Below are 22,563 nucleotides of genomic sequence, written 5' to 3' on the forward strand. Positions count from 1 at the left end.
TCTTATATAATTTTTCTTACTTTTGAATAACGGAGCAATCTCCATGGCAAAAAAATATTTTGGTACCGACGGTGTGCGTGGTGAAGTGGGTCAATTTCCGATTACCCCTGAATTTGTGTTGAAACTGGGCTATGCCGCCGGTCAGGTGCTGGTGCAACATGATGCCGAGCAAAAGCCGACCGTGTTAATCGGTAAAGACACACGTATTTCCGGCTATATGCTGGAAGCGGCGCTGATTGCCGGTTTCACCGCAGCCGGTGTCAACGTGATTCAAACCGGCCCGCTGCCGACTCCGGGCGTGGCTTATCTGACCCGCGCGTTGCGTTTGTCGGCCGGTGTGATGATTTCCGCGTCACACAATGTTTATTCCGACAACGGTATCAAATTCTTTGCCGAAGGCGGCGTGAAGCTTTCTGATGAAATTGAGTTGGAAATTGAAGCCAAAATCGATCAGGAAATGCAAACCCTGCCGTCTGACAAACTGGGGCGCGCACGTCGAATCAGCGGGGCTGATGACCGTTATATCGAATTCTGTAAATCGACCTTCCCAGCTAGTTTGGATTTGCGGGGCTTGAAATTGGTGGTCGATACCGCCAACGGTGCGGGTTATGATGTTGCGCCAAAAGTCTTCCACGAATTGGGGGCGCAAGTCATTTCCATCGGGAATCAGCCAAACGGTTACAACATCAATGAAAAATGTGGCGCTACCCATACCAAAACCCTGCAAGCGGCTGTATTACAAAATGAAGCCGACTACGGCATTGCCTTGGATGGCGACGGCGACCGCCTGATGATGGTCGATAAAAACGGCAAAGTGTACGATGGTGACAGTCTGATTTACGTTATCGCCAAAGCCCGTGCGCGCGAAGGCATCGAAATCGGCGGCGTGGTTGGCACCGTGATGACCAACATGGCGATGGAAATTGCTCTGAACGAGCAGGGCGTAAACTTCTGCCGCGCCAAAGTCGGCGACCGTTATGTGTTGGAACAATTACACCAACGTGGCTGGTTGATTGGCGGCGAAGCCAGCGGCCATATTTTGTGCATGGACAAACACAATACCGGCGACGGCCTGATTTCAGCTTTACAGGTGTTGGCGGCATTGCGCATTTTGGGGAAGGATTTGGCCACCGTGTGCGCCGATTGGCAGCCGTTCCCACAAACCATGATTAACGTGCGCATCCAAAAAGGCCAAAACTGGCAGGAAGCGTCAAAAGACGTATTGGCTGAAGTGGAAAAAGAGCTGGAAGGCAAAGGCCGCGTGGTGTTGCGCGCTTCCGGTACCGAGCCTGTGGTGCGCGTGATGGTGGAAGCCAAACAAGCCGACTGGGCGCAAAAAGGTGCTGAGCGCATCGCTGAAGCGATTCAGGGTGCGAAAAAATAATTCCATTGTAATCAATGGCGAAAGGCGGCTGAATCGAGCTGCCTTTTTTGTTGTGTTTGGTTAATTTGATGAATATTTGATGAAATTGGCTTGTTATGCTTTCAGACGGCCTTATCTATTGATAGAATAGCGATACTCAACCGGCGGTTATACCGCATTCAAATATCAGGCCGTCTGAAACGGTCTGCCAGAATAACTACTTCACTGTGAGAACCTCCTGCCGATGTTTGCGTTTTTGGAAGCCTTTTTCGTTGAATACGGTTATGCCGCAGTCTTTTTAGTGCTGCTGGCATGCGGTTTCGGTGTACCGATTCCGGAAGATATTACACTGGTAACCGGCGGTGTAATTTCTGGTTTGGGCTATACCAATGTGCATATTATGGTGTTGGTCGGCATGTTGGGTGTATTGGCTGGTGATGGCTGTATGTTTGCTGCCGGCCGCATTTGGGGACACAAAATTCTTCAATTTAAACCGATCGCCCGCGTAATGACGCCGAAGCGGTATGCTCAGGTGCAGGAAAAATTTGATAAATATGGCAACTGGGTGTTGTTTGTTGCCCGTTTCCTGCCGGGTTTGCGCACGCCGATTTACATCACCGCCGGCATCAGCCGAAAAGTTTCCTACATGCGCTTTTTGATGATGGATGGTTTGGCTGCCTTGATTTCCGTACCGGTGTGGGTGTATTTGGGTGATTATGGTGCCAATAATATCGATTGGCTGATGGCAAAAGTGCACAGTTTCCAATCCGGTTTGTTTGTAGTAATCGGTATCGGCGCTGCCGTATTGCTGTGGTTTTGGTGGCGCAAACGCCAGCGTAGTCGTTTCTACCACGAGAAGTTGGCGGAATTGCGCCGTAAGCGCAGAGCAAATGCTGCAGCAAAAGCAAAGGCCGAGGCTAAAGCCGATATTTAAATTTTTCGGAAACTTTATTTATTAAAAGCATCTGACGTTCAGATGCTTTTTTTATGGCCATATCTCGGTATAGTTTGCCATTTAAGGACATTGGCTCATCGGAAAAGGTGGCTGTATTCATGATGATAGAGCACGAATAAAGAGAACAATGGGAATGGGACAATTAAATGGAGATTAACGGCTTTGCTGTTGAGTGCCGCACTCCCTGCGCAAGCATACGAACCTGATTGGGTGACGACATGTTGAGGCTAACGAATGGATAAATGTCGATACGACCGGTCTAATCTTGGATTTTGAAGCAGGTGATGCCGGCGCATTCAAACAACTCGAGCGTAACCGCAACGGTAAAATCGAAGAAAATCGAAGTCGGCGAATTGATTCGCGCCATATGCTTGAAAACCAGTTCGTGTGAAGGCCGGTCTTAGCAAAATAGGCCGGATTTGAACCACAATCACAAATATCGTTACAATAGGCCGTCTGAAGGCAGAGTAACTGCTTTCAGACGGCCTCATTTCAAAGGTAAACCCCCATGATGCAAAAAATTTTTGTTCTCTACACCGGCGGCACCATCGGTATGCGCAGCAGCAGCGACGGTTTGCGCCCCGATACCGATTTGGTCGGCAAAGCCCTGCAACCGTTTTCAGACGGCCTTCAGTTTGACTGGCATGTGTGCAATCCATTGATTGACTCATCGGCGGTGAATCTAACCCATTGGTGCGACTGGCTGGCATTGCTGGCTGAAAAAATTCCGCAATACGACGGCATACTGATTTTGCACGGCACCGACACCATGGCCTACACCGCCAACCTGCTCGCGCTTGCCTTGCAAGGCTTGGATAAACCGGTGATATTGACAGGCTCGCAATGGCCGTATGACGCACCCGACAGCGATGCGCCGCTGAACTTGGCCACCGCCGTTGCCGCATTTGAACTGGCCTTGCCGCAAGTGCTGATTGCGTTTAACGGCAAAGTGTTTCCTGCTGTCGGCAGCAGCAAAGTTAGCACGGAAACCGCTGCCGGATTCGACAATCCACATTTCGGCGCACTTGCACAATGGCAGCAATCAAGCGGCTGGCAATGGCTGGCAAGACCGTCTGAATGTACTCAATCCGTTTCAGACGGCCTCAATATCCTATTGCTCGATACGCAAGCGAAAGTCGTTTGCCAAACACTGATTCCCGGTTTCAGCGCGCAATATTCTTCAGACGGCCTGTTGCACACCGATGCGCAAGCCGTGGTGTTGCAAAGCTACGGCCACGGCAATGCACCAAGCGATGCCGCGTTTATCCAAGCAGTGCAACGCTTTACCGAACGTGGCGGCTTGTTGCTCAATATCAGCCAAGTGCCGCAAGGTTGCGCCGCTGCGGTGTATGCACAGGGTAGTGCGTTGCGGCAAGCCGGTGTAATAAACGGCGGTAAGTGCAATTTGGAAACCGCCACCGCGCTGTTAACCTTGGCGGTATCGAATCAATGGAACGCCGCAATCCTGCAAAACACCTTACACACACTCGGTTTGCTTGAGGCCGTCTGAAACGGTTTCCCAACGCAGATATTCTTTCAGACGGCCTAACCATGCATTTTACCGACAGCCATTGCCACCTTGCCGATCCCGCCTTGCGTGACCGTTTGCCCGACGTTTTGGTGCAAGCGGCCGAGCAGGGCGTGACGCGCTTTATCGTGCCTGCCACGCAGCGCAGCGATTGGGCAGATGTGGTGCAATTATTGGCGATGAACACGCCGTCTGAACAGCGTGTGCACATTGCCTTGGGCATTCATCCGTGGCTTGCCGAAAATGCCACGCTGCAGGATTTTGCCGAACTCGAGCGCTTATTACGGCAATATCCGCAAGCATGGGTGGGTGAAACCGGCTTGGATTTTCTGGTGAACAGGCCATCTGAAACGCAAAAGCAGCAGCAAATCGACGTATTTAGCCGCCAGCTTGAATTGGCGCAAAGATGGCAAAGGCCGGTGATTGTGCACAATATCAGAGCCACCGCCGCGATTGCCGAGGCGGTGAAGCAGACCGGCTTTACCCAAGGCGGCATTGCGCACGCGTTTTCCGGCAGCGTGGAAGAGGCGCAGATTTTGCTGCGTTGCGGCTTTAAAATCGGCATCGGCTCGCTTTTGCTCAATCGCAACGCGAAAAAAGTGCGCCAAGTGGTGGCGAAACTGGCTTGGCAGGATATGGTATTGGAGACCGACAGCCCGTTTATGTTGCACAACCAAACCAATACGCCTGCCAATTTGCGGCGAATTGCGGAAATTTCAGCGGAATTAAGTGGAGTTGATTTAGCGGAAATCGCGCGGCAGACGGAAAGTAATATCGACAGTTTGTTAAATACTGTTGCTGCCCGACAGTAATCTTTTGAATTTACGCGAAAACACTTTATAATAACGCCCATTCATGCCGTCTGAACCCATGTTTCAGACGGCCTTTGTCTTGGAAAAAATATGAAACCGTCTATTTTAGAAAAATTACAACAACTTAGCGAACGTTTGGAAGAAGTTACCCATCTGCTTGGCCAGCCCGAAGCCACCGACGATATGGACAATTACCGCAAGCTCACGCGCGAACACGCCGAGCTGACGCCGGTGGTAGAAGTGTTCCAAAAATATCAGCAGGCGCAAAGCGATGTGGTGGAGGCGCAGGAAATGTTGGCCGATCCGGATATGAAAGAGTTTGCCGCCGAAGAAATCGAAGCGGCCAATGCGCTGATTGAAGAATTGGATGTCGAGCTGCAAAAACTGCTGCTGCCTAAAGATGCCGATGACGACAAAAACATTTTCATCGAAGTGCGCGCCGGCACCGGTGGCGATGAAGCGGCTTTGTTTGCCGGCGATTTATTGCGTATGTACAGCCGCTATGCCGAACGCAACCGCTGGCAGGTGGAAATCGTGTCGGCCAACGAAAGCGAGTTGGGCGGCTATAAAGAAGTGATTGCCCGTATTGTCGGCTTGGGTGCATATAGCCGTCTGAAATTTGAATCCGGCGGCCACCGCGTGCAGCGTGTTCCTGCTACCGAAAGCCAAGGCCGCATCCACACATCGGCGTGTACCGTGGCCGTGATGCCTGAAGCCGATGAGTTGGAAGACATTGAATTAAACGCCGCTGATTTGCGCATCGATACGTTCCGCGCATCAGGCGCAGGCGGTCAGCACATCAACAAAACCGATTCCGCCGTGCGCATTACCCACTTGCCGACCGGCATGGTGGTTGAATGCCAAGACGGCCGTAGCCAACACGCCAATAAAGCGCAGGCGATGAAAGTGTTGGCGGCGCGTTTGAACGATGCCCAAAAGCGCGAAGCCCAAGCCAAAGAAGCTGCCGAGCGCAAGAGCTTAATCGGCAGCGGCGACCGTAGCGAACGCATCCGCACCTACAACTACCCGCAAGGCCGCGTCACCGACCACCGCATCAACCTGACCTTGCACAAGCTTGATTTCATCATGGATGGCGATTTGGAAGAATTGACCAATGCACTGATTGCCGAGCATCAAGCCGAGTTGCTCGCGGCGATGGGCGATTGATGGTGATGGAAGAAACGAAATAAGCATCAAGGCCGTCTGAAAGTATTATCCTTTCAGACGGCCTTACTTCGTTTATGTAGATATGAATCGTCAATTTTATCTGATTTCAAACAAAGTTAAGTCGATTTAACCTGAAATTCCGTTGTAATCGGTGTAAACCGCTGCGCTGAAGTGCTAAAATGGGCGCGAATTTATCTTTTTTATCCCCACGAAAAGGAACAAACATGTCAAACGTATTGGTTGTACCCGTTTCCGCCCGCATCGACAGCTGGGCGACCACTCAGGCTTTGGCGGATGCATTGCCGAATGCCCAAGCCCTGCGCGCATTAGATGAAAACGGCTTTGGCGAAAAGCTGTTGGCGCAAGGTAAAAGCGACGACTGGTTGGACGCGCTGGTGGGCAAAATCAGCGAAATGAACGCGGAAAACGTGGTCATTAAAGGCATTCGTCCAAATGCGGATAAAGTATTCTTGGCCACCAAAAACTTTGAATTGGCCTTGTCGTTGGATGCAGCGGTGGTGTTTGCCGTGGGCGCGTGCGACGAAGAAAACGAATTGTGCGAAACCGACGTTGACGACATCGTGCAAAAATTGAATCTGGCTAAGCAATCTTACATCACCGCGCCGGGCGTATTGGCCGGTTTCGTGTTGGACAATGCCGCACCGGGCGTGGGTAAAGCCGCTGCCGAGCAAACCGGTTTGACCTTCTTTGGTTCAACCGAGCAATTGGGCGATGTGAACGAATTGGCCAACCGCGGTAGAAACCGCTTATCACCATCGCAATTCCGCGTAAACATGATGGACACCGCCCACAAAGCCAACAAACGCATCGTGTTGCCGGAAGGTGCTGAACCGCGCACCGTGCAAGCGGCGGCGATTTGTCATGAAAAAGGCATTGCCCGCTGCGTATTGCTGGCGCCGCGTGCTGAAGTGGAAGCCGTGGCCAAAGAGCGCCACATCAACTTGCCGGATTCTTTGGAAATCATCGATCCTGCCGATTTGATCGAGCAATACGTTGCGCCGATGTGCGAATTGCGTAAGAGCAAAGGTCTGACCGAAGAGCAGGCGCGTGAGCAGCTGCAAGATACCGTAGTTTTGGGTACCATGATGATGGCGCAAAACGATGTGGACGGCTTGGTTTCCGGCGCAGTACACACCACCGCCAACACCATCCGCCCTGCATTGCAATTGATTAAAACCGCACCGGGCGCAAGCTTGGTATCGAGCATTTTCTTCATGTTGCTGCCAAACCAAGTTTTGGTTTATGGCGACTGCGCGGTGAATCCGAACCCAACGCCTGAACAATTGGCCGACATCGCCATTCAGTCTGCCGATTCAGCCAAAGCCTTCGGTATCGAGCCGAAAGTCGCGATGATTTCTTACTCAACTGGCACTTCAGGCGCCGGCCCTGACGTAGAAGCCGTGGCACAAGCCACCCAAATCGCGCAACAAAAACGCCCTGATTTGGCGATTGACGGCCCATTGCAATACGATGCCGCTACCGTACCAAGCGTGGCCAAATCCAAAGCGCCAAACAGCGCGGTTGCTGGTCAGGCGACTGTGTTGGTGTTCCCGGATTTGAACACCGGCAACTGTACTTACAAAGCCGTTCAACGCAATGCCAACGTATTGAGCGTGGGCCCAATGCTGCAAGGTTTGCGCAAACCGGTAAACGACTTGTCGCGCGGTGCATTGGTTGACGACATCGTGTACACCATCGCGCTGACTGCCATCCAAGCAGCGCAAATGGAAGCCTAATCGCTTGAAATCGCGATAAACTTCATCAAGGCCGTCTGAAAAGTTTCAGACGGCTTTTTGTTTGGCATAATTGGTTTTAAACGACTATATCCACATATATGTGGTGCAATCTATCCCAATTCCCGGCCGAATTTTCTGTGTAATCCTTGTGGATAAATCAGATGATGGTTTGAAAACAAAAGAGAAAATTAAGCTGCTTAAATAATAAGCAATAAATTATCCCAAAAGCTGAAGCCATGTTTTCAGACGGCCTATTGGGTTATAATCCGAGCCTAATCCCTACACAGAGCCAAAAAAGAATGAGCGCTTACCAACAGCAGTTAAACGACAAAATCCGCTATTTGACAGAATTATTCCAAGGATTCGATTTTCCCGAAATCCAAGTATTTGAATCGCCGGAACAGCATTACCGTATGCGCGCCGAATTCCGCGTATGGCACGAAGGTGACGAGATTTTTTACGCCATGTTCGAGCGCGGGCAAAAGGCCAGCGGCGCGAGCTTGGTGCGTTGCGACCAATTTGATGCCGCCGATACCGCCATCAACGCTTTGATGCCGCACCTGATTGCCGCAGTCAACGAACAGCCGATTTTGAAAAACCGTTGGTACGCAGTTGAATTTTTGGCCACGCTTAGCGGCGAAATGTTGGTTACCATGATTTACCACAAAAAGCTCGATGCCGAATGGGAAGCTGCTGCACGTACCTTGCAAGAGCAATTGGGCGTGTGGATTATCGGCCGCAGCCGTGGGCAAAAGCTGGTGTTGACCCAAGATTTCGTCACAGAAACCTTGCGTGTCGGCAATCAGGATTTTCATTACCGCCAAATCGAAGGCAGCTTCACCCAGCCCAATGCGCGCGTGTGCGAAAAAATGCTGGCATGGGCGTGTGAATCCGCAGAAGGTTTGGGCGGCGATATGCTTGAGCTTTATTGCGGCAACGGTAATTTTACCCTGCCTTTATCCAAGCAGTTCCAACGCGTATTGGCGACCGAAGTCTCGAAAACATCGGTCAACGCCGCGCTGTGGAACATTGAAGCCAACCAAAGCCACAACGTCAAAATTGCCCGATTGTCGGCCGAAGAATTTACCGAAGCCTACACCCAAAACCGCGAGTTCCGCCGCCTGCAAGAGCAGGGCGTGGTGTTGGCGGATTATCAGTTTTCCACCATTTTCGTCGATCCGCCCCGCGCCGGTATTGATGACGAAACGTTGAAACTCGTGGCGCAATTCGACAACGTGATTTACATTTCCTGCAATCCCGAAACCTTGCGCAGCAATCTCGAGAAGCTTACGCAAACCCATAGCATCGAACGCGCGGCATTGTTCGATCAATTTCCGTTTACGCACCATATTGAAAGTGGTGTGTTGTTGAAACGGAAAACACAACGCATGGCTTAAGGTAAGTTGCTAAAACCACAGGATATACATCAAAAGGCCGTCTGAAATCTTTCAGACGGCCTTTAAACTTAAATAAATTAATTGCTTAACACATCAACACCCTTAGGCGGAGTGAATTTGAATGCGTTGCGCGACAGATTAGGTTTGGTGTTCAAGCCACTGAAGTTAATCGTGGTTTGGTTGCCGAAGCTGTCTTTCAATTGCATGGCGGCCAAGGTGTCGCCTTTGAAGCCGATGCGGATGTATTGATAGCCGGCGTTGTTTTTCTTCGGTGTGGCCAAAACGTAATCAATGCCATTGGCTGAGCCGTCTTCTTTCAGCGTGTAGCTGCTGTCGAGTGCGGTTTTGTTGGACAAAATCGCGGCAGGGCTGTCGCCGATGGCTTGGTTTTGTGATGATTTGGTTACTTGGGCTAAATCGACATCGTAAAGCCAGATGGTTTTGCCGTCGCCCACGATGGTTTGTTTGTAAGGCTTGGTGTATTCCCATTTAAACAGACCCGGGCGCAGAATTTGGAAAGTGCCGTGGGTGGTTTGGGTTTTCTTTTTGCTTTTGACGGTTTGGCTGAAGTTGCCGCTGATGCCGTCTGAATCGCTGTTGAATTTTTTCAGGGCATCCACTGCACCTGCTTGAGCCAAGCCGATGGCTGCGCTCATGCCGACAGCTGCAATCCATTTCAAAAGGGTTTGTTGTTTCATACTGCGTTTCCTTCGTTTAGGGGAAGATGGCTTAAGTATAGGCGTAATTTCGTGGCTTACAAGGGGCGGTATGTGCATTTAATTTTTGTAAAGGTGTGAATTTGGGTTTAGGGAGTTGAATCTTGGTTGTTTTTATGTGGGTAAGCGGATATTTTTTCACATTTTTTTAACTGCAAAAATGGCGTATTTTGTCGATTTATCAGCATCTTTACTGAATCTTAAGATTGAGAATTTGTTGCAAACGCGCCAATTTAGGCTGTGGTTTGTCATGTTTTGGCGGTAGAAATTAGCCAAATAAAAAACGCCGTATTAAGATGATTGCATGAGTTGCTGCTATCCATTAGGCATGGCGGTGGCTTATTTTTCCAATTATATGGAGCGTTGAATATGAAAAATACGAAACTTTTGGCCGCTTTGGCTGCAATTGGTGTTTCTTTTGTTTCTCTGGAAGCACAAGCAGGCATGGTGACTGATGCCCATGGCAACCAAGGCTACGATACCGCAGCCGAATGTGATGCCGCTGTGTTGAACGGCACCGCTAAATTTTATGAATCTTTCACGCACAAACCGGCTTTGAAACGCGCCGGTGAAGCGTCTGTGCAAACAGCCACTTTGAAAGATTTAGGCCCGCAATACCGCTTGGGCGCATGTGACTTGGGTGTTGGCCACAAATTGGGTCGCGATGGCGTATCAAAAGCGTTGCAAGGCAAATATGTGCCTTACAGCCCGGATATGGCCGTAAACGTGTATTTGGATGCTGCAGGCAAGCCGGTTCGCGCTTCGATGAAACAATGTGACAACTGGTTCTCTGGCAATGCACCGCGTCCGGTAGCAATTCCTGCGCCTAAACCGGCTCCGGTTGCTGCTGCCCCTGTGGTAGCTGCCCCTGTGGTTGCTGCAACCCAATCAAGTGGTGTACGCCCTTATGTATTCGGTAGCGTTGGTGCTTTGCGTGATGGTATTTCAACCAGCGAAGCCGACCACAACTTTAACGATCGCGATACTGTTGCCGCCGGCCAAATCGGTGTGGGTGCGCAATTCAATGATTTGTTGGGCGCGGAAGTTTACTACCAAGGTGGCGATAAACTCAAATATCAATCTGTTGATGGTGAAGACAGCGTAGAAGTGCGTAACCACACTGCCGCTGCACGTCTGACTGCCGGTGCCAATGTCACCGATAAAGCACGCTTGTTTGCCAAAGCCGGTGTGGCCGCTGTGCAGCAACGTGGTGATGGTGATAAAGAAACCAAAGCCCGTGCTACTGCAGGTGTAGGCGCAACTTACGACCTGACTGATAACTGGGCAGTTCGTGCCGACTACGATCACTACTTCAAACGCAACGGCGATGATGGCGTGAAATGGAAAGGTGCCGACTACTTGGGTATCGGTGCGCAATACAAATTCTAATCGCTTGCGATGAAAACCAACCGGCTCTGAAAAGAGCCGGTTTTTTATGAGTTTTCAGACGGCATTTGTGAAGGCCGTCTGAAAACATATCGCGTTATAATAAGGCTTCCATCGTTTTGAGAAACATCATGCCTTACAGCCCTTATGCTTTGCTTGAGCGTGCTTTGCTATTCAATGATCCCGATGAGAAAAGCGCGTTGACCAATCAATTGTTTGCCGAAATCCAACATGCCGAGTTAATCGATGACGGCACACATCCGCCTTTGGACTTTCGTTTTGCCGGTCGGCCGCAAAAGCCGGATTTGGTGCCTGCTTCGGCGGTAAAGCCGCGCAAGATGACCACGCCGGAAGGGTATGGTGCGCTGTTGCACGCGATTGCGCATATTGAATTTAATGCCATCAATCTGGCTTTAGATGCGGCTTACCGTTTCCGCCTGATGCCGGCGCAGTTTACCCGCGATTGGATACAGGTGGCGAAAGAAGAAGTTTACCATTTCAACCTGATGCGCGATCGTTTGCGCCATTATGGTTTTGATTATGGCGATTTTGAGGCACACAACCATTTGTGGGACATGGCCTATAAAACCGCTTATGATCCTTTGCTGCGTATGGCCTTGGTGCCGCGCGTGTTGGAAGCGCGTGGTTTGGACGTGACACCGGGGATTCGTGCGAAAGTGGAGCAGCGCGGCGATGCGGAAACGTGTGCCGTGTTGGACATCATTTACCGCGATGAAGTCGGCCATGTGCAATTTGGTAATCATTGGTATCAGTATTTATGCCGTGAGCGCGGTTTGGAACCGATTGCTTTATTCCGCCAATTGATTGCGCGTTACGATATGTTTATTTTCCGTGGCTATGTGAATATCGAAGCGCGGGAAAAGGCAGGTTTTAGTGCGTTTGAACTGGCTATGCTGGAAGATTTTGAGCAGAGCTTGAAGGCAGGAAAGGCCGTCTGAAAAGCAAGTGTGCCATTTGTAAAACGGTTGCCGATATGCGCAGGGCGAACATCATTAAAATCTGTTAAAATATGCCGTCTGAAGTTTACATCTGTTCAGACGGCCTTTTTTTATAAGGAAGATTCATGACCCAAGCCGTATTATTCGACTTAGACGGCACACTTGCCGACACCGCGCTGGATTTGGGCGGTGCATTGAATTTTGTACTGCGCGCCAATGGTTTGGCCGAGAAAACGATGGATGAAATCCGCCCGTTTGCCAGTCATGGTGCCAATGGTTTGCTGAAAATGGGCGCGGGTATCACGCCCGAGCATCCCGAGCATCCGCAATGGCGGCAGGCTTTTCTTGACCGCTATGATGAATGCTACGCCGATGAAACCGTGTTGTTTGAAGGGGTAAACGATTTACTGCGCGAACTCGATAAACGCGGCTTGGCATGGGGCATCATCACCAATAAGCCGGCGCAGTTTACTGATAAGTTGGTGCCTAAGCTTGGTTTTGCCGTGCCGCCTGCGGTGGTGGTGAGCGGCGATACTTGTGGCGTGGCCAAGCCGAATGTGAAACCGATGTTGCACGCCTGCGAGCAAATCGGTGTGAAGCCGGAAGATTGCGTATATTTGGGCGATGCCGAACGCGATATGCAGGCAGCCAAAAATGCCGGTATGAAAGCAGTGTTGGTTAATTGGGGCTATATCGCCGAAACCGACGACACAGAAGCGTGGTTGCAAGACGCGCGTATTGATACGCCGATGGATTTATTGGCGATTTTGTAAAACAAACCAATGCCGTCTGAAAGATTCAGACGGCCTTTAGCATAAATTAAACCATACAAAACAAAGTATCTAAAATGGATGTTATTTTAATCATAGGGTTGATTGTATTACTGATTGTGGCCTTGGCCGTGATATTGAGCTGGGCGGAACGACGTAAAAAAGCCAAGCTTGAGGCCGAAAAGCAGCTCGAGCAGGAAAATGCGTTGTCGCGTCAGGCGGCGAAAGAAAAAATGCAGGTGGCGGTGGGTGCCAATCATACAGATGTGTCATTAGAACAAAATCGAGCGGATATTTCTGAGGATGCTTTACATAATATTAAAGCGGTTTATACTGAATTTGAACGTGAAGTATCAGAATGGGAGGCCAAACTGCAAATCAAATCGGAATTTTCTACCGATGAAGAAGCCCTAATTTGTAAAGAGCAGACCAAATACCGCATGTATTTTGAAGAAGCATTCTATAAAAAATACGGTGATTCAGTTGCCTCGCCAGAATGGCGCCAATGGACGGACGCGTTCAGCGAATTGCTCGAACGCCACGCTCGTTTGATTGTGGAAGAAGAATTGCCAAGCGAAGATGATGAAGAGGATGATGAAGCAGTAGAATCTGTTGAAACCGAAATATTTAATCAAACGCCGTCTGAAACACCATCACAAGAGATGCCGTCTGAAAATCATCAAGCGGCTGAAGTAAAAGAAGTGGCATCCAATCAAGCAGCATTGGCCGAAGCCGAAACTTTGTCTGTTGCTGACCAAGATGCGGTTGAAGTTGAAACCGTTGCATCAACAACGCCACAAGCAGCCGTTGCTGCCGTAGAGCGTAATACACTAACCGCACCACTGCGTGCCGTCGTATTTCCGGCTGATTTTACTGCTGCCGATGCGCCCCGCATGGCAGTTGATGTAGATGCACTTAAGGGGCGCGAGCATAAATTATGGGAATATGCCAACCGCCGCAATTTGTCTAAGCGCGAAGCAGGTGACCGTTATGAGCGCTATATCGGCTATCTTTACGAACGTGCAGGCTGGCGCGTGGAATATTACGGCTTAACCGAAGGCGTGGCCAATTCTAATCGCGGCATTGATTTGATTTGCGAAAAAGACGGTATCACTCATTTCGTGCAAACCAAATATTGGAGCGATGGTGTGGTGGCGAAAACCAATGTCAATAATGTCATCGACCGCATCGTGAAAAACATGCAGAGCATCATTGATAAACGCACTATTCGCGGTGATGTGCAGGCAGTGTTGGCCGCCAAACCGAAATTATCCGAGCAGGTAGCGGCTTATGCGCAAGAGCAGGGCGTGTTGCTGCTGGATGATTTAACGGTGCAGCCGTATCCGCTGGTGAAATGTCATACCGGCAAACGCGGCAGCAAAAAATATTTCCTGCCTTATTTAGCGGATAAAAATCCGGCCAAATACGAAGAAATCCGCCAAGGTGCATGGGAGCCGTATGATTTGGTACGCATGGATATGGCTAATGGTGATGTGTATGTCCACACCATCGAAGAAGCCGAAACCTTGGGCTATAAATACAGCAACCGCGCTTGAATTTCAAAAAAGCACACTGATTTGAAGTGTGCTTTTTTTGTGGTAAAAAGATTGCAGCAAAAAGGTTGCAGTTTGTCGGCATAAAGTGAAATCCGGTTTTCAGACGGCCTGAAAAGGCGTAAAATTTTAAGGGTTACTGTTTCACATTATCATTTTTTATGGCGGGTTAAACTTGAATTAAAGTCGGGCAGAAATGTGCCGTGACTTTATCCAAACGATCCGCGATACTCTTCAAATCAAAGCGAGCAAACACATGTTTTTTGATACCATTCAAGCCGCGCCTGCCGACCCGATTTTGGGCTTGGGCGAAGCGTTTAAAGCCGAAACCCGCCCTGAAAAAGTCAATCTCGGCATCGGCGTCTATAAAAACGCCCAAGGCGAAACCCCGATTGTCAAAGCCGTAAAAGAAGCGGAAAAACGCTTGCTGGACACCGAAACCAGCAAAAACTACCTGACCATCGACGGTGTGGCCGAATACAATGCGCAAACGCAGATTCTGTTGTTTGGCGCCGACCACGAAATCATCGCCAGCCGCCGTGCTAAAACCGCACAAAGCTTGGGCGGCACCGGTGCATTGCGCGTGGCTGCCGAATTGGCCAAACGCCAGTTGGACGTCAAAAAGGTTTGGATTTCCAATCCGACTTGGCCGAACCACAATGCCATTTTCAAAGCTGTCGGCATTGAAGTGTGCGATTACCGCTATTACAACGCGGCCGAACACAAGCTGGATTGGGACGGCTTGATTGAAGACTTGAACCAAGCCGAAAAAGGCGATGTGGTGCTGCTGCACGGCTGCTGCCATAACCCGACCGGTATCGACCCAACGCCTGAGCAATGGGATAAACTGGCGAAAATGTCGGCGGAAAAAGGCTGGTTGCCACTGTTTGACTTTGCCTACCAAGGCTTCGGCAACGGTTTGGAAGAAGATGCTTATGGTTTACGCAGCTTCTTGAAATGCAATAAAGAATTGCTGATTGCCAGCTCGTATTCGAAAAACTTCGGCATGTACAACGAGCGCGTGGGTGCGTTCACCGTGGTGGCGGAAAATGAAGACATCGCCAACCGCGTTCACAGCCAAGTTAAAACCATCATCCGCACACTGTATTCGAATCCGGCTTCACACGGCGCCAATACCATCGCGCTGGTGTTGAAAGATGCGGATTTGAAAGCGCAATGGATTGCCGAGCTCGACGAAATGCGCGGCCGCATCAAAGCCATGCGTGAGGAATTTGTTGAATTGTTGAAAGCCAAAGGCGCGACACAAGATTTTGATTTTATTATCGAACAAAACGGCATGTTCTCATTTAGTGGTTTAACCCCAGAGCAAGTTGACCGTTTAAAAGATGAATTTGCCATCTATATCGTGCGCTCAGGCCGCATCAACGTGGCCGGCATGACCGATGACAATATCGACTATTTGTGTGAAAGCATTGTGAACGTGCTGTAAGCATTTCCGATATGATCAAGGCCGTCTGAAACGAAATGAACTGCACCCCAAAAGTTGGACACTTCCCCCCAACTTAAAAAGGTGCAGTTTTCTTATGTCCAAATATACACTAGACTTCAAATACCGAGCCGTACTCCATTACCATCAAGTGCACAGCCAACAGCGTACCGCAGACCATTTCAACGTCTCACGCACCCACCTGCGCCGTTGGATTGCCGCCTACCGTCAAGGCGGTATAGCCGCACTTCAGCACCCACAGGCTACGCTTATGAAGACTACGCAGACCAAACGCAACAATCCCTTTATCGTCGACAAACCCGACCATGAAAAAACTCAGGCAGAGCTGATTGAAGAGTTACGCTACATGAGGGCGGAGATCGACTACCTAAAGCACATGAAAGCCCTCAACGAAAAGAACGCCACCAAAGTTGCGAAACCGTTCAAACGCTGAGGGCGAAGCACCTGCTGAAATACTTGTTGCACAGTGCCGGCATACCCAAAAGCAGTTTCTACTACCACATCGGTAAATCCGATCCCGATATGGAAGCCAAAGCGGCGGTGAGTGAAGTTTATCACCAACACAAAGGTCGCTACGGCCAACGGCGGATTGGAGCTGTATTATCGTGGAATAAAAAGAAAGTGCAGCGTATTATGGGATTATTGGGTTTGAAAGCCAAAGTGCGCAACAAAAAATCCTATCGTCCGCAAGTTATAGGAGAGACGTCGAAAAACATCCTTAAGCGTGCATTCACTGCTGATAAAGCGGGAGATAAATGGTTGACCGATGTGACCGAGTTTAAATGCACCGACGGCAAACTGTACTTATCGCCGATATTGGATGTATTCAATCGTGAGATTGTGGCTTATGAGCTCAGTAGAAAGCCGGACAGCAAGATGGTCATGCAGATGCTGGATAAGGCATTCGGCCGTCTGAAAGGGCAGACCCCGCTGCTGCATTCTGACCAAGGTGTGCTTTACCGAACTCAGGCTTATCGGGAAAAGCTGGCGGAGAAAGGCATTGTGCAGAGCATGTCGCGCAAAGGGAATTGCTGGGACAATGCACCGATGGAGAGTTTCTTCGGGACATTAAAAGTGGAAAGCTTCTATCAGGAAGGTGTGTTATCGGTGGCAGAGTTGACCAAAGTGATAGATGATTACATACGTTACTACAATTATGAACGTATTAGTTTGAATTTAAAAAAGCTGAGTCCTGTGGCTTACAGGACCCAGCTTGAACAGGCTGTTTGAGAAAGATTTTTAATTTGTCCAAGAATTGGGGGACAGTTCAAAAAGTTTCAGACGGCCTTTTAGTATTTTAAATTTACGCCGCAATCAGCCCTTGTATGCCCCACAAAATCACTGCATAGCGTAATAATTTGCCAATCAATAAAATCACAGCACATTTAAGCCAATTTAATCTTAACCAACCTGCGGCAATCGGCAGGGCATCACCGATAATCGGTACCCAAGCCAGCAACAGCGTCCATGTACCATAGCGTTCAAACCAACGCATCACTTTTTCAGACGGCCTTTTTTTATCGGGCAGCAATCGCCCCATGCCGTATGAAACCATGCTGCCCAAGCCATTAAATAAGCCTGCACAAAGCCATCCACCCCAAGCATGAACAGGAAATTGGTGCGCAAATACGGCAAACGCAGCTTCGGATGTGCCGGGCAAAATGGTGGCGGAAGTGAAAGCGGAAAAAGCCAAGGCAATGTAAGCGTAAAGTAAAGACATGTTGAAATTATTCTGTAGGAATATAACGATGAAAGTGGGCTGTAAGCAGTTCAAACAACAATATTATTTGATTTACCACAATTTTATGGCAATTCTGACAAAATTGCAGAAATAATGGTTTGCAAAATAACAAAATATAAGTATGATTTCATCTTAAATTAACGTAAGTTAACTGTATTAATTTAATTTGATTACAATAAGACGAAAGGCACCTCATGTCTGCGCAAACTCATAAAGGCAATACCCCAGCCTTAACGGTATTGGGTTCTCTGTTCTTCATGCTCGGTTTCATCACCTGCATGAATGATATTTTGATTCCTCATTTGAAAGAAATTTTCAACCTGACCTATGTGCAGGCGATGTTGATTCAATTTTGCTTCTTCAGCGCGTATGCGATTATGTCGATTCCGATGGGTCATTTTGTTGAAAAATTCGGCTACAAAACCGGTGTGATTGGTGGTTTTGTGGTGGCGGCGGTAGGTTGTTTGCTGTTTTATCCGGCTGCCGGCAGCCACTCTTATGCGGTATTTTTGGGTGCTTTGTTTATTTTGGCCAGCGGTATCGTGTTGCTGCAAGTGGCGGGTAACCCTTATGTAACCTTGCTTGCGCCAAAAGGTAAAGAGTCAACCACTCTGACCCTGATTCAGGCGTTTAACTCATTGGCGACCATGATTGCGCCGCCGCTGGGTGCGATGTTGATTTTTGTGGATGCGACTGCTTCTGAAGCCGAGCGCATTTCTTCTGTACAAATCCCTTACTTGGGCTTGGCCGGCTTTATGTTGTTGCTGGCGGTGGCTGTTGCCATGATTAAGTTGCCGGATGCGCGCAAAATTGCTCAAGAAGAAACCGAAGCCAATCACGACGGTAAAACCAGCGTGTGGCAATACAAACACATGGTGTTTGGTGCGGCCGGTATTTTCTGCTACGTGGGTGCGGAAGTAGCCATCGGCTCAATGATGATTAACGCTTTGGAAGCCTTGGCCGGCTTGAACCACAGTACTGGCGCAGCATACTTGTCGATTTACTGGGGCGGCGCGATGGTGGGTCGTTTCGTCGGCTCTGCTTTGATGAACAAAATTGCGCCAAACAAATATCTGGCCTTTAATGCAACTGTAGCCATTTCGTTGATTATTATTGCGATTTTGGCAGGCGGTGGTGCTGTAACCATGTGGGCATTGTTGCTGATTGGTTTCTTTAACTCAATTATGTTCCCGACCATCTTCTCTTTGGCAACCAAAGGTTTGGGCAAATTCACCGGTACCGCTTCCGGTGTGATTTGTACCGCGATTGTGGGTGGTGCGATTGTACCGGTGGTACAAGGTTGGGCGGCCGATACTTATGGCCTGTTGCCTTCTTACATCGTATCGGCAATCTGCTATGTGTACATCGTCTTCTTTGCAGTAAAAGGCTACAAAGCCGATGAAGCATAAAACCGGTTTGTTTTCAAAAGGCCGTCTGAAATTCAGACGGCCTTTTTGTTTGCGGGGTAATCATCTCATGATGATATTTTGGTGAAAACATACGACTAAAGTAAAATTTTGTTTGTAAAATGACGTAAACCCGATAAAATGCCAAATGTCTTAAAGATAGGAAACAGAATATGTTCAGCTTTAAATCACTGCTCGACATGCCGCGCTTAGAAGCGGTGGTGGTGGCGGTTTTACTGGTGGCCATGATGGGCTATACCATTATTTCACTCGGCTGGCTGCCGCATATGTCAATTATCAGCGCGATTATTGCCCTGATTTTGTATGGTTTGTGCCGCGGTTTGAAGTACAACGACATGCAAAACGGCATGATTCAGGCCATCAGCCAAGGCATGGGCGCGGTGTATCTGTTTTTCTTTATTGGTTTGATGGTGAGTGCGCTGATGATGAGTGGCGCGATTCCAACGCTGATGTATCACGGCTTCGGCTTGATTTCTCCGACTTATTTTTACTTTTCGGCGTTTGCCTTGTGTTCCGTAGTTGGTGTGGCGGTGGGCAGCAGTTTCACCACCTGCGCCACAGTCGGTGTGGCCTTTATGGGCATCGCCACCGCGTTTGAAGCCAATCTGGCGATGACCGCCGGTGCCATTGTGTCAGGCGCATTTTTCGGCGATAAAATGTCGCCTTTGTCGGATACCACCGGTATTGCCGCATCGATTGTCGGCATTGATTTGTTTGAACACATCAAAAACATGATGTACACCACCATTCCGGCGTGGCTGATTAGCGCGGCCTTGATGTTGTGGGTGTTACCGACGGTAGCGATTGATGATTTGAACAATATTGAAAATTTCCGCAATGCCTTGGAAGCCACAGGCTTGGTGCATTTGGATTCGTTGATTCCGTTTGCCTTACTGGCGGTATTGGCGATGATGCGCGTGAATGCGGTGGTATCGATGATTTTCTGTACCATCGCCGCTTTGGTGGTCACCTATTTCCACAGCAGCCCTGATTTGCAGCAATTGGGCGCATGGTTCTTCGGCGGCTACAAGCTGGAAGGCGAGCAATTCAAAGACATCACCCGCCTGATTTCACGTGGTGGCTTGGAAAGCATGTTCTTCACACAAACCATTGTGATTTTGGGCATGAGCTTGGGCGGTTTGCTGTTTGCCTTGGGTGTGATTCCGGCCTTGCTCGACATTATTCGCAATTTCCTGACCAACATCAGCCGTGCGACTTTCAGCGTGGCCGCTACGTCTTTGGGCGTGAACATTTTGATTGGCGAACAATACTTGAGTATTCTGCTTGCCGGTGAAACCTTCAAACCAGTGTATGACAAACTCGGCTTGCATCAGCGCAATCTGTCGCGCACGCTAGAAGACGCAGGCACGGTCATCAATCCTTTGGTGCCTTGGAGTGTGTGCGGCGTGTTCATCAGCCAGACCTTGAACGTACCTGTGTGGGAATACCTGCCGTTTGCTTTCTTCTGCTATTTGAGCCTGATTTTGACGCTGATTTTTGGTTGGACAGGTTTGACGCTGACTAAAAAATAATGTTGACAACAAAGGCCGTCTGAAAATAAAACAAGTATTTTCAGACGGCCTTTTGATTGAAAAGAACCCACAATGCAACCCCGTTTAGATATCATTATTCCTTGTTACAACGCCGCTGCTACCTTAGAAACCGCGGTCAAAAGTGCATTAAGGCAAGCCGAAGTGCAAAATGTTTGGCTGGTCGATGATGCTTCTACCGACAATACGCGTGATGTGATGGTGACTTTGGCGGCGCGATATCCGCAAGTGCGTACCGAATATTTAGCGCAAAACGGTGGCGCAGCCAAGGCGCGTAACTGGGGTGCGCTGCAAAGCCAAGCCGATTTGATTGCATTTTTAGATGCCGATGACGAATACGAGCCGCAGGTGTTGACCGCTGCCTACATGGCCTTGGCGCAATTTTCCTATCTCGGTATGGTGCGTTTGAAATGCCGCCCGATTGGCTTTCCGGCGCATTATCTGCAACATGCCGATTTTGCCCAAGCATGGCCGCGGCTTGAAATGACCGTAGGCGGCAATATGGTGTGTCGCCGTAGCATTTTTCTGGCGGCAGGCGGTTTTCCGCAAGATGCCTTGTTTCGTCAGTTCGGTGGCGAAGATGCTGCGCTTGGCATTGCTTTTACCCGCAGCAGCGTGGTGGGCACTTTGTTCGGCGAGCATGATGCTGCGGTGCGCCATATTTACCGCCTAGGCATTCATGCGGAAAAATTGCTGGATTCGGCGCTTTACGGTAAAAGCATTGATGGCTTAACCGAAGCACACCGTCAACAGGCGGAAGCGGTGACCGACAGTATTTGCCGCCGTCTGGCTGAAGTTAAGGCGCACGGTGCATTCAAACAAAGCGGCATCATGGCGCTCACCACAACGTATCAAAATCAATAATAAAAGGCCGTCTGAAAAATATTTTTTCAAACGGCCTTGTACTATTCTACCCAACCTTGTAAATTCTTTTTCGCCAATTCAGCCAGCGCATTTACCCATGCCGGACTATCGTTCAAACACGGAATAAACTGATATTGTTTGCCACCGGCTTCGTGAAATTGTTCGCGTCCCATTAGGGCGATTTCTTCCATGGTTTCCAAACAATCGGCCAAGAAGCCCGGGCAGAACACATCTAATTTGGTCACGCCTTGTTTGGGCAATTCATCAAATAAATCCTGCGTGCTCGGCCCGACCCATTTAGCCTTGCCGAACTGGCTTTGGAACGAAACAATGTATTCGTTTTCGCTCAAACCCAAGGCTTCGGCCAATAGTTTGGCGGTGTGGTGGCATTCTTTCGGGTAAGGGTCGCCATCATCATGATTTTTTTGCGGAATACCGTGGAAACTCAGCATCAGTTTCTCGCCACGACTATGTTCTGCCCAATAAGCTTGGATATGCTGTTTCATCGCTTCAATGTAGCCGGCATCATCATAAAAACGCGATACGGTGCGCACGCTCATTTGGTTGCGTTGTTGCAGTAATTCGGCAAACACCTTATCCAAGGCCGCGCCGGTGCTCGAAGCGGCATATTGTGGATACAGCGGAATCACCAACACATTGCCCACACCTTGATTTTTTAAGTCTCGCAACACTTCCGGTACGCCCGGATTGCCGTAAGTCATGGCATGGCGCACAATGACATTGGGCAGCGCCGCCGCCAATGCCTTGGCTTGACGTTCGGTATAAACCGCCAAAGGCGAGCCTTCTTTAAACCAGATTTTTTCATAACCATGCGCGCTTTTTTTCGGGCGCAAAGTCAACACCAAACCGCGCAAAATCGGTTGCCAAACCAGTTTCGGCAATTCCACCACACGTTGGTCAGACAAAAAATCCTTCAAATACGGGCGCACAGCTTGCGCAGTCGGCGCATCGGGCGTACCCAAATTCATCAAGACCACGGCGGTTTTGTTTTGCTGTTCGTAAGAAAGGGTAGGTTCGGCTAAGAAATGCGACATGGCGGGCTTTCACGAAAAAAGGAAATGAGAAATTATAGCAATAAAAAGGCCGTCTGAAAGCGGAATTGGGTTTTCAGACGGCCTTTTTGGGTTTA

At 49.3% G+C, this 22,563-nt stretch carries 20 protein-coding genes; 17 read left to right on the plus strand and 3 right to left on the minus strand.

The genetic code is table 11. The features are described from left to right. The first annotated feature begins 43 nt into the window (after window positions 1–43). The 7 genes from glmM (at window position 44) to trmA (ending at window position 8,979) form a co-directional block, all read left to right on the plus strand. The gene (gene glmM, locus ACM67B_RS03250) at window positions 44–1,384 is read left to right on the plus strand and encodes a phosphoglucosamine mutase (RefSeq protein WP_416190132.1); all 1,341 of its coding nucleotides are present in this window, start codon (window positions 44–46) and stop codon (window positions 1,382–1,384) included. Between the two features lie 223 nt (window positions 1,385–1,607). Beyond that, complete coding sequence (locus ACM67B_RS03255) at window positions 1,608–2,297, plus strand: DedA family protein (protein ID WP_416190133.1); 690 nt, start codon at window positions 1,608–1,610, stop codon at window positions 2,295–2,297. A gap of 529 nt (window positions 2,298–2,826) precedes the next feature. Continuing rightward, window positions 2,827–3,828, plus strand: a complete 1,002-nt coding sequence (locus tag ACM67B_RS03260) for an asparaginase (protein ID WP_416190134.1) — start codon at window positions 2,827–2,829, stop codon at window positions 3,826–3,828. Between the two features lie 41 nt (window positions 3,829–3,869). Then, a complete protein-coding gene (locus ACM67B_RS03265) occupies window positions 3,870–4,658 on the plus strand; it encodes a TatD family hydrolase (RefSeq protein WP_416190135.1) in 789 nt (262 codons plus the stop codon). 90 nt (window positions 4,659–4,748) lie between these two features. Next, window positions 4,749–5,825: a peptide chain release factor 1 gene (gene prfA / locus ACM67B_RS03270; protein ID WP_095503538.1), complete on the plus strand. Its 1,077-nt coding sequence runs from the start codon at window positions 4,749–4,751 to the stop codon at window positions 5,823–5,825. Between the two features lie 224 nt (window positions 5,826–6,049). After that, window positions 6,050–7,582: a phosphate acetyltransferase gene (gene pta, locus ACM67B_RS03275; protein WP_416190136.1), complete on the plus strand. Its 1,533-nt coding sequence runs from the start codon at window positions 6,050–6,052 to the stop codon at window positions 7,580–7,582. A gap of 299 nt (window positions 7,583–7,881) precedes the next feature. Further along, window positions 7,882–8,979 carry a tRNA (uridine(54)-C5)-methyltransferase TrmA gene (gene trmA, locus ACM67B_RS03280; protein ID WP_416190137.1) on the plus strand — a complete coding sequence of 366 codons (1,098 nt, stop codon included), beginning with the start codon at window positions 7,882–7,884 and terminating at the stop codon, window positions 8,977–8,979. Window positions 8,980–9,056: 77 nt separating this feature from the next. Here trmA and lolA read toward each other — a convergent pair whose 3' ends face one another. Then, complete coding sequence (gene lolA, locus ACM67B_RS03285; RefSeq protein WP_373752951.1) at window positions 9,057–9,677, minus strand: outer membrane lipoprotein chaperone LolA; 621 nt, start codon at window positions 9,675–9,677, stop codon at window positions 9,057–9,059. 387 nt (window positions 9,678–10,064) lie between these two features. On the opposite strand from lolA, the gene ACM67B_RS03290 reads away from it, so the two are divergent. The 7 genes from ACM67B_RS03290 to ACM67B_RS03320 all read left to right on the plus strand — a co-directional run bounded on the left by ACM67B_RS03290 (window position 10,065) and on the right by ACM67B_RS03320 (window position 17,061). Next, window positions 10,065–11,084, plus strand: coding sequence for a porin family protein (locus ACM67B_RS03290; protein ID WP_416190138.1), 1,020 nt, complete (start codon window positions 10,065–10,067; stop codon window positions 11,082–11,084). Window positions 11,085–11,212: 128 nt separating this feature from the next. After that, window positions 11,213–12,040 (plus strand): ferritin-like domain-containing protein, encoded by an 828-nt coding sequence (locus ACM67B_RS03295; RefSeq protein ID WP_416190139.1) that lies wholly within the window; start codon window positions 11,213–11,215, stop codon window positions 12,038–12,040. Window positions 12,041–12,165: 125 nt separating this feature from the next. After that, a complete protein-coding gene (locus ACM67B_RS03300) occupies window positions 12,166–12,813 on the plus strand; it encodes an HAD family hydrolase (RefSeq protein ID WP_416190140.1) in 648 nt (215 codons plus the stop codon). A gap of 74 nt (window positions 12,814–12,887) precedes the next feature. After that, window positions 12,888–14,366: a hypothetical protein gene (locus ACM67B_RS03305; RefSeq protein ID WP_416190141.1), complete on the plus strand. Its 1,479-nt coding sequence runs from the start codon at window positions 12,888–12,890 to the stop codon at window positions 14,364–14,366. Between the two features lie 253 nt (window positions 14,367–14,619). Continuing rightward, on the plus strand, window positions 14,620–15,813 hold the full coding sequence (locus tag ACM67B_RS03310; RefSeq protein WP_416190142.1) for an amino acid aminotransferase: 1,194 nt from the start codon (window positions 14,620–14,622) through the stop codon (window positions 15,811–15,813). A gap of 94 nt (window positions 15,814–15,907) precedes the next feature. After that, window positions 15,908–16,264, plus strand: coding sequence for a helix-turn-helix domain-containing protein (locus ACM67B_RS03315; protein WP_416188879.1), 357 nt, complete (start codon window positions 15,908–15,910; stop codon window positions 16,262–16,264). A gap of 23 nt (window positions 16,265–16,287) precedes the next feature. Continuing rightward, window positions 16,288–17,061, plus strand: a complete 774-nt coding sequence (locus tag ACM67B_RS03320; protein WP_416188878.1) for an IS3 family transposase — start codon at window positions 16,288–16,290, stop codon at window positions 17,059–17,061. Between the two features lie 73 nt (window positions 17,062–17,134). Here ACM67B_RS03320 and ACM67B_RS03325 read toward each other — a convergent pair whose 3' ends face one another. Beyond that, on the minus strand, window positions 17,135–17,551 hold the full coding sequence (locus ACM67B_RS03325) for a YqaA family protein (protein ID WP_416190143.1): 417 nt from the start codon (window positions 17,549–17,551) through the stop codon (window positions 17,135–17,137). 215 nt (window positions 17,552–17,766) lie between these two features. On the opposite strand from ACM67B_RS03325, the gene ACM67B_RS03330 reads away from it, so the two are divergent. The 3 genes from ACM67B_RS03330 (at window position 17,767) to ACM67B_RS03340 (ending at window position 21,413) form a co-directional block, all read left to right on the plus strand. Next, on the plus strand, window positions 17,767–18,981 hold the full coding sequence (locus tag ACM67B_RS03330) for a sugar MFS transporter (protein WP_100564161.1): 1,215 nt from the start codon (window positions 17,767–17,769) through the stop codon (window positions 18,979–18,981). 170 nt (window positions 18,982–19,151) lie between these two features. Continuing rightward, the gene (gene nhaC / locus ACM67B_RS03335; RefSeq protein ID WP_416190144.1) at window positions 19,152–20,531 is read left to right on the plus strand and encodes a Na+/H+ antiporter NhaC; all 1,380 of its coding nucleotides are present in this window, start codon (window positions 19,152–19,154) and stop codon (window positions 20,529–20,531) included. A 72-nt stretch (window positions 20,532–20,603) separates the two neighbouring features. Then, window positions 20,604–21,413, plus strand: a complete 810-nt coding sequence (locus ACM67B_RS03340) for a glycosyltransferase family 2 protein (protein WP_416190145.1) — start codon at window positions 20,604–20,606, stop codon at window positions 21,411–21,413. A 41-nt stretch (window positions 21,414–21,454) separates the two neighbouring features. On the opposite strand, the gene hemH is transcribed toward ACM67B_RS03340, so the two are convergent. Further along, window positions 21,455–22,468 (minus strand): ferrochelatase, encoded by a 1,014-nt coding sequence (gene hemH, locus ACM67B_RS03345; protein WP_416190146.1) that lies wholly within the window; start codon window positions 22,466–22,468, stop codon window positions 21,455–21,457. Window positions 22,469–22,563 lie beyond the last annotated feature (95 nt).

The sequence above is a fragment of the Neisseria sp. CCUG17229 genome, from assembly GCF_047839235.1.
Lineage (GTDB): Bacteria > Pseudomonadota > Gammaproteobacteria > Burkholderiales > Neisseriaceae > Neisseria > Neisseria brasiliensis.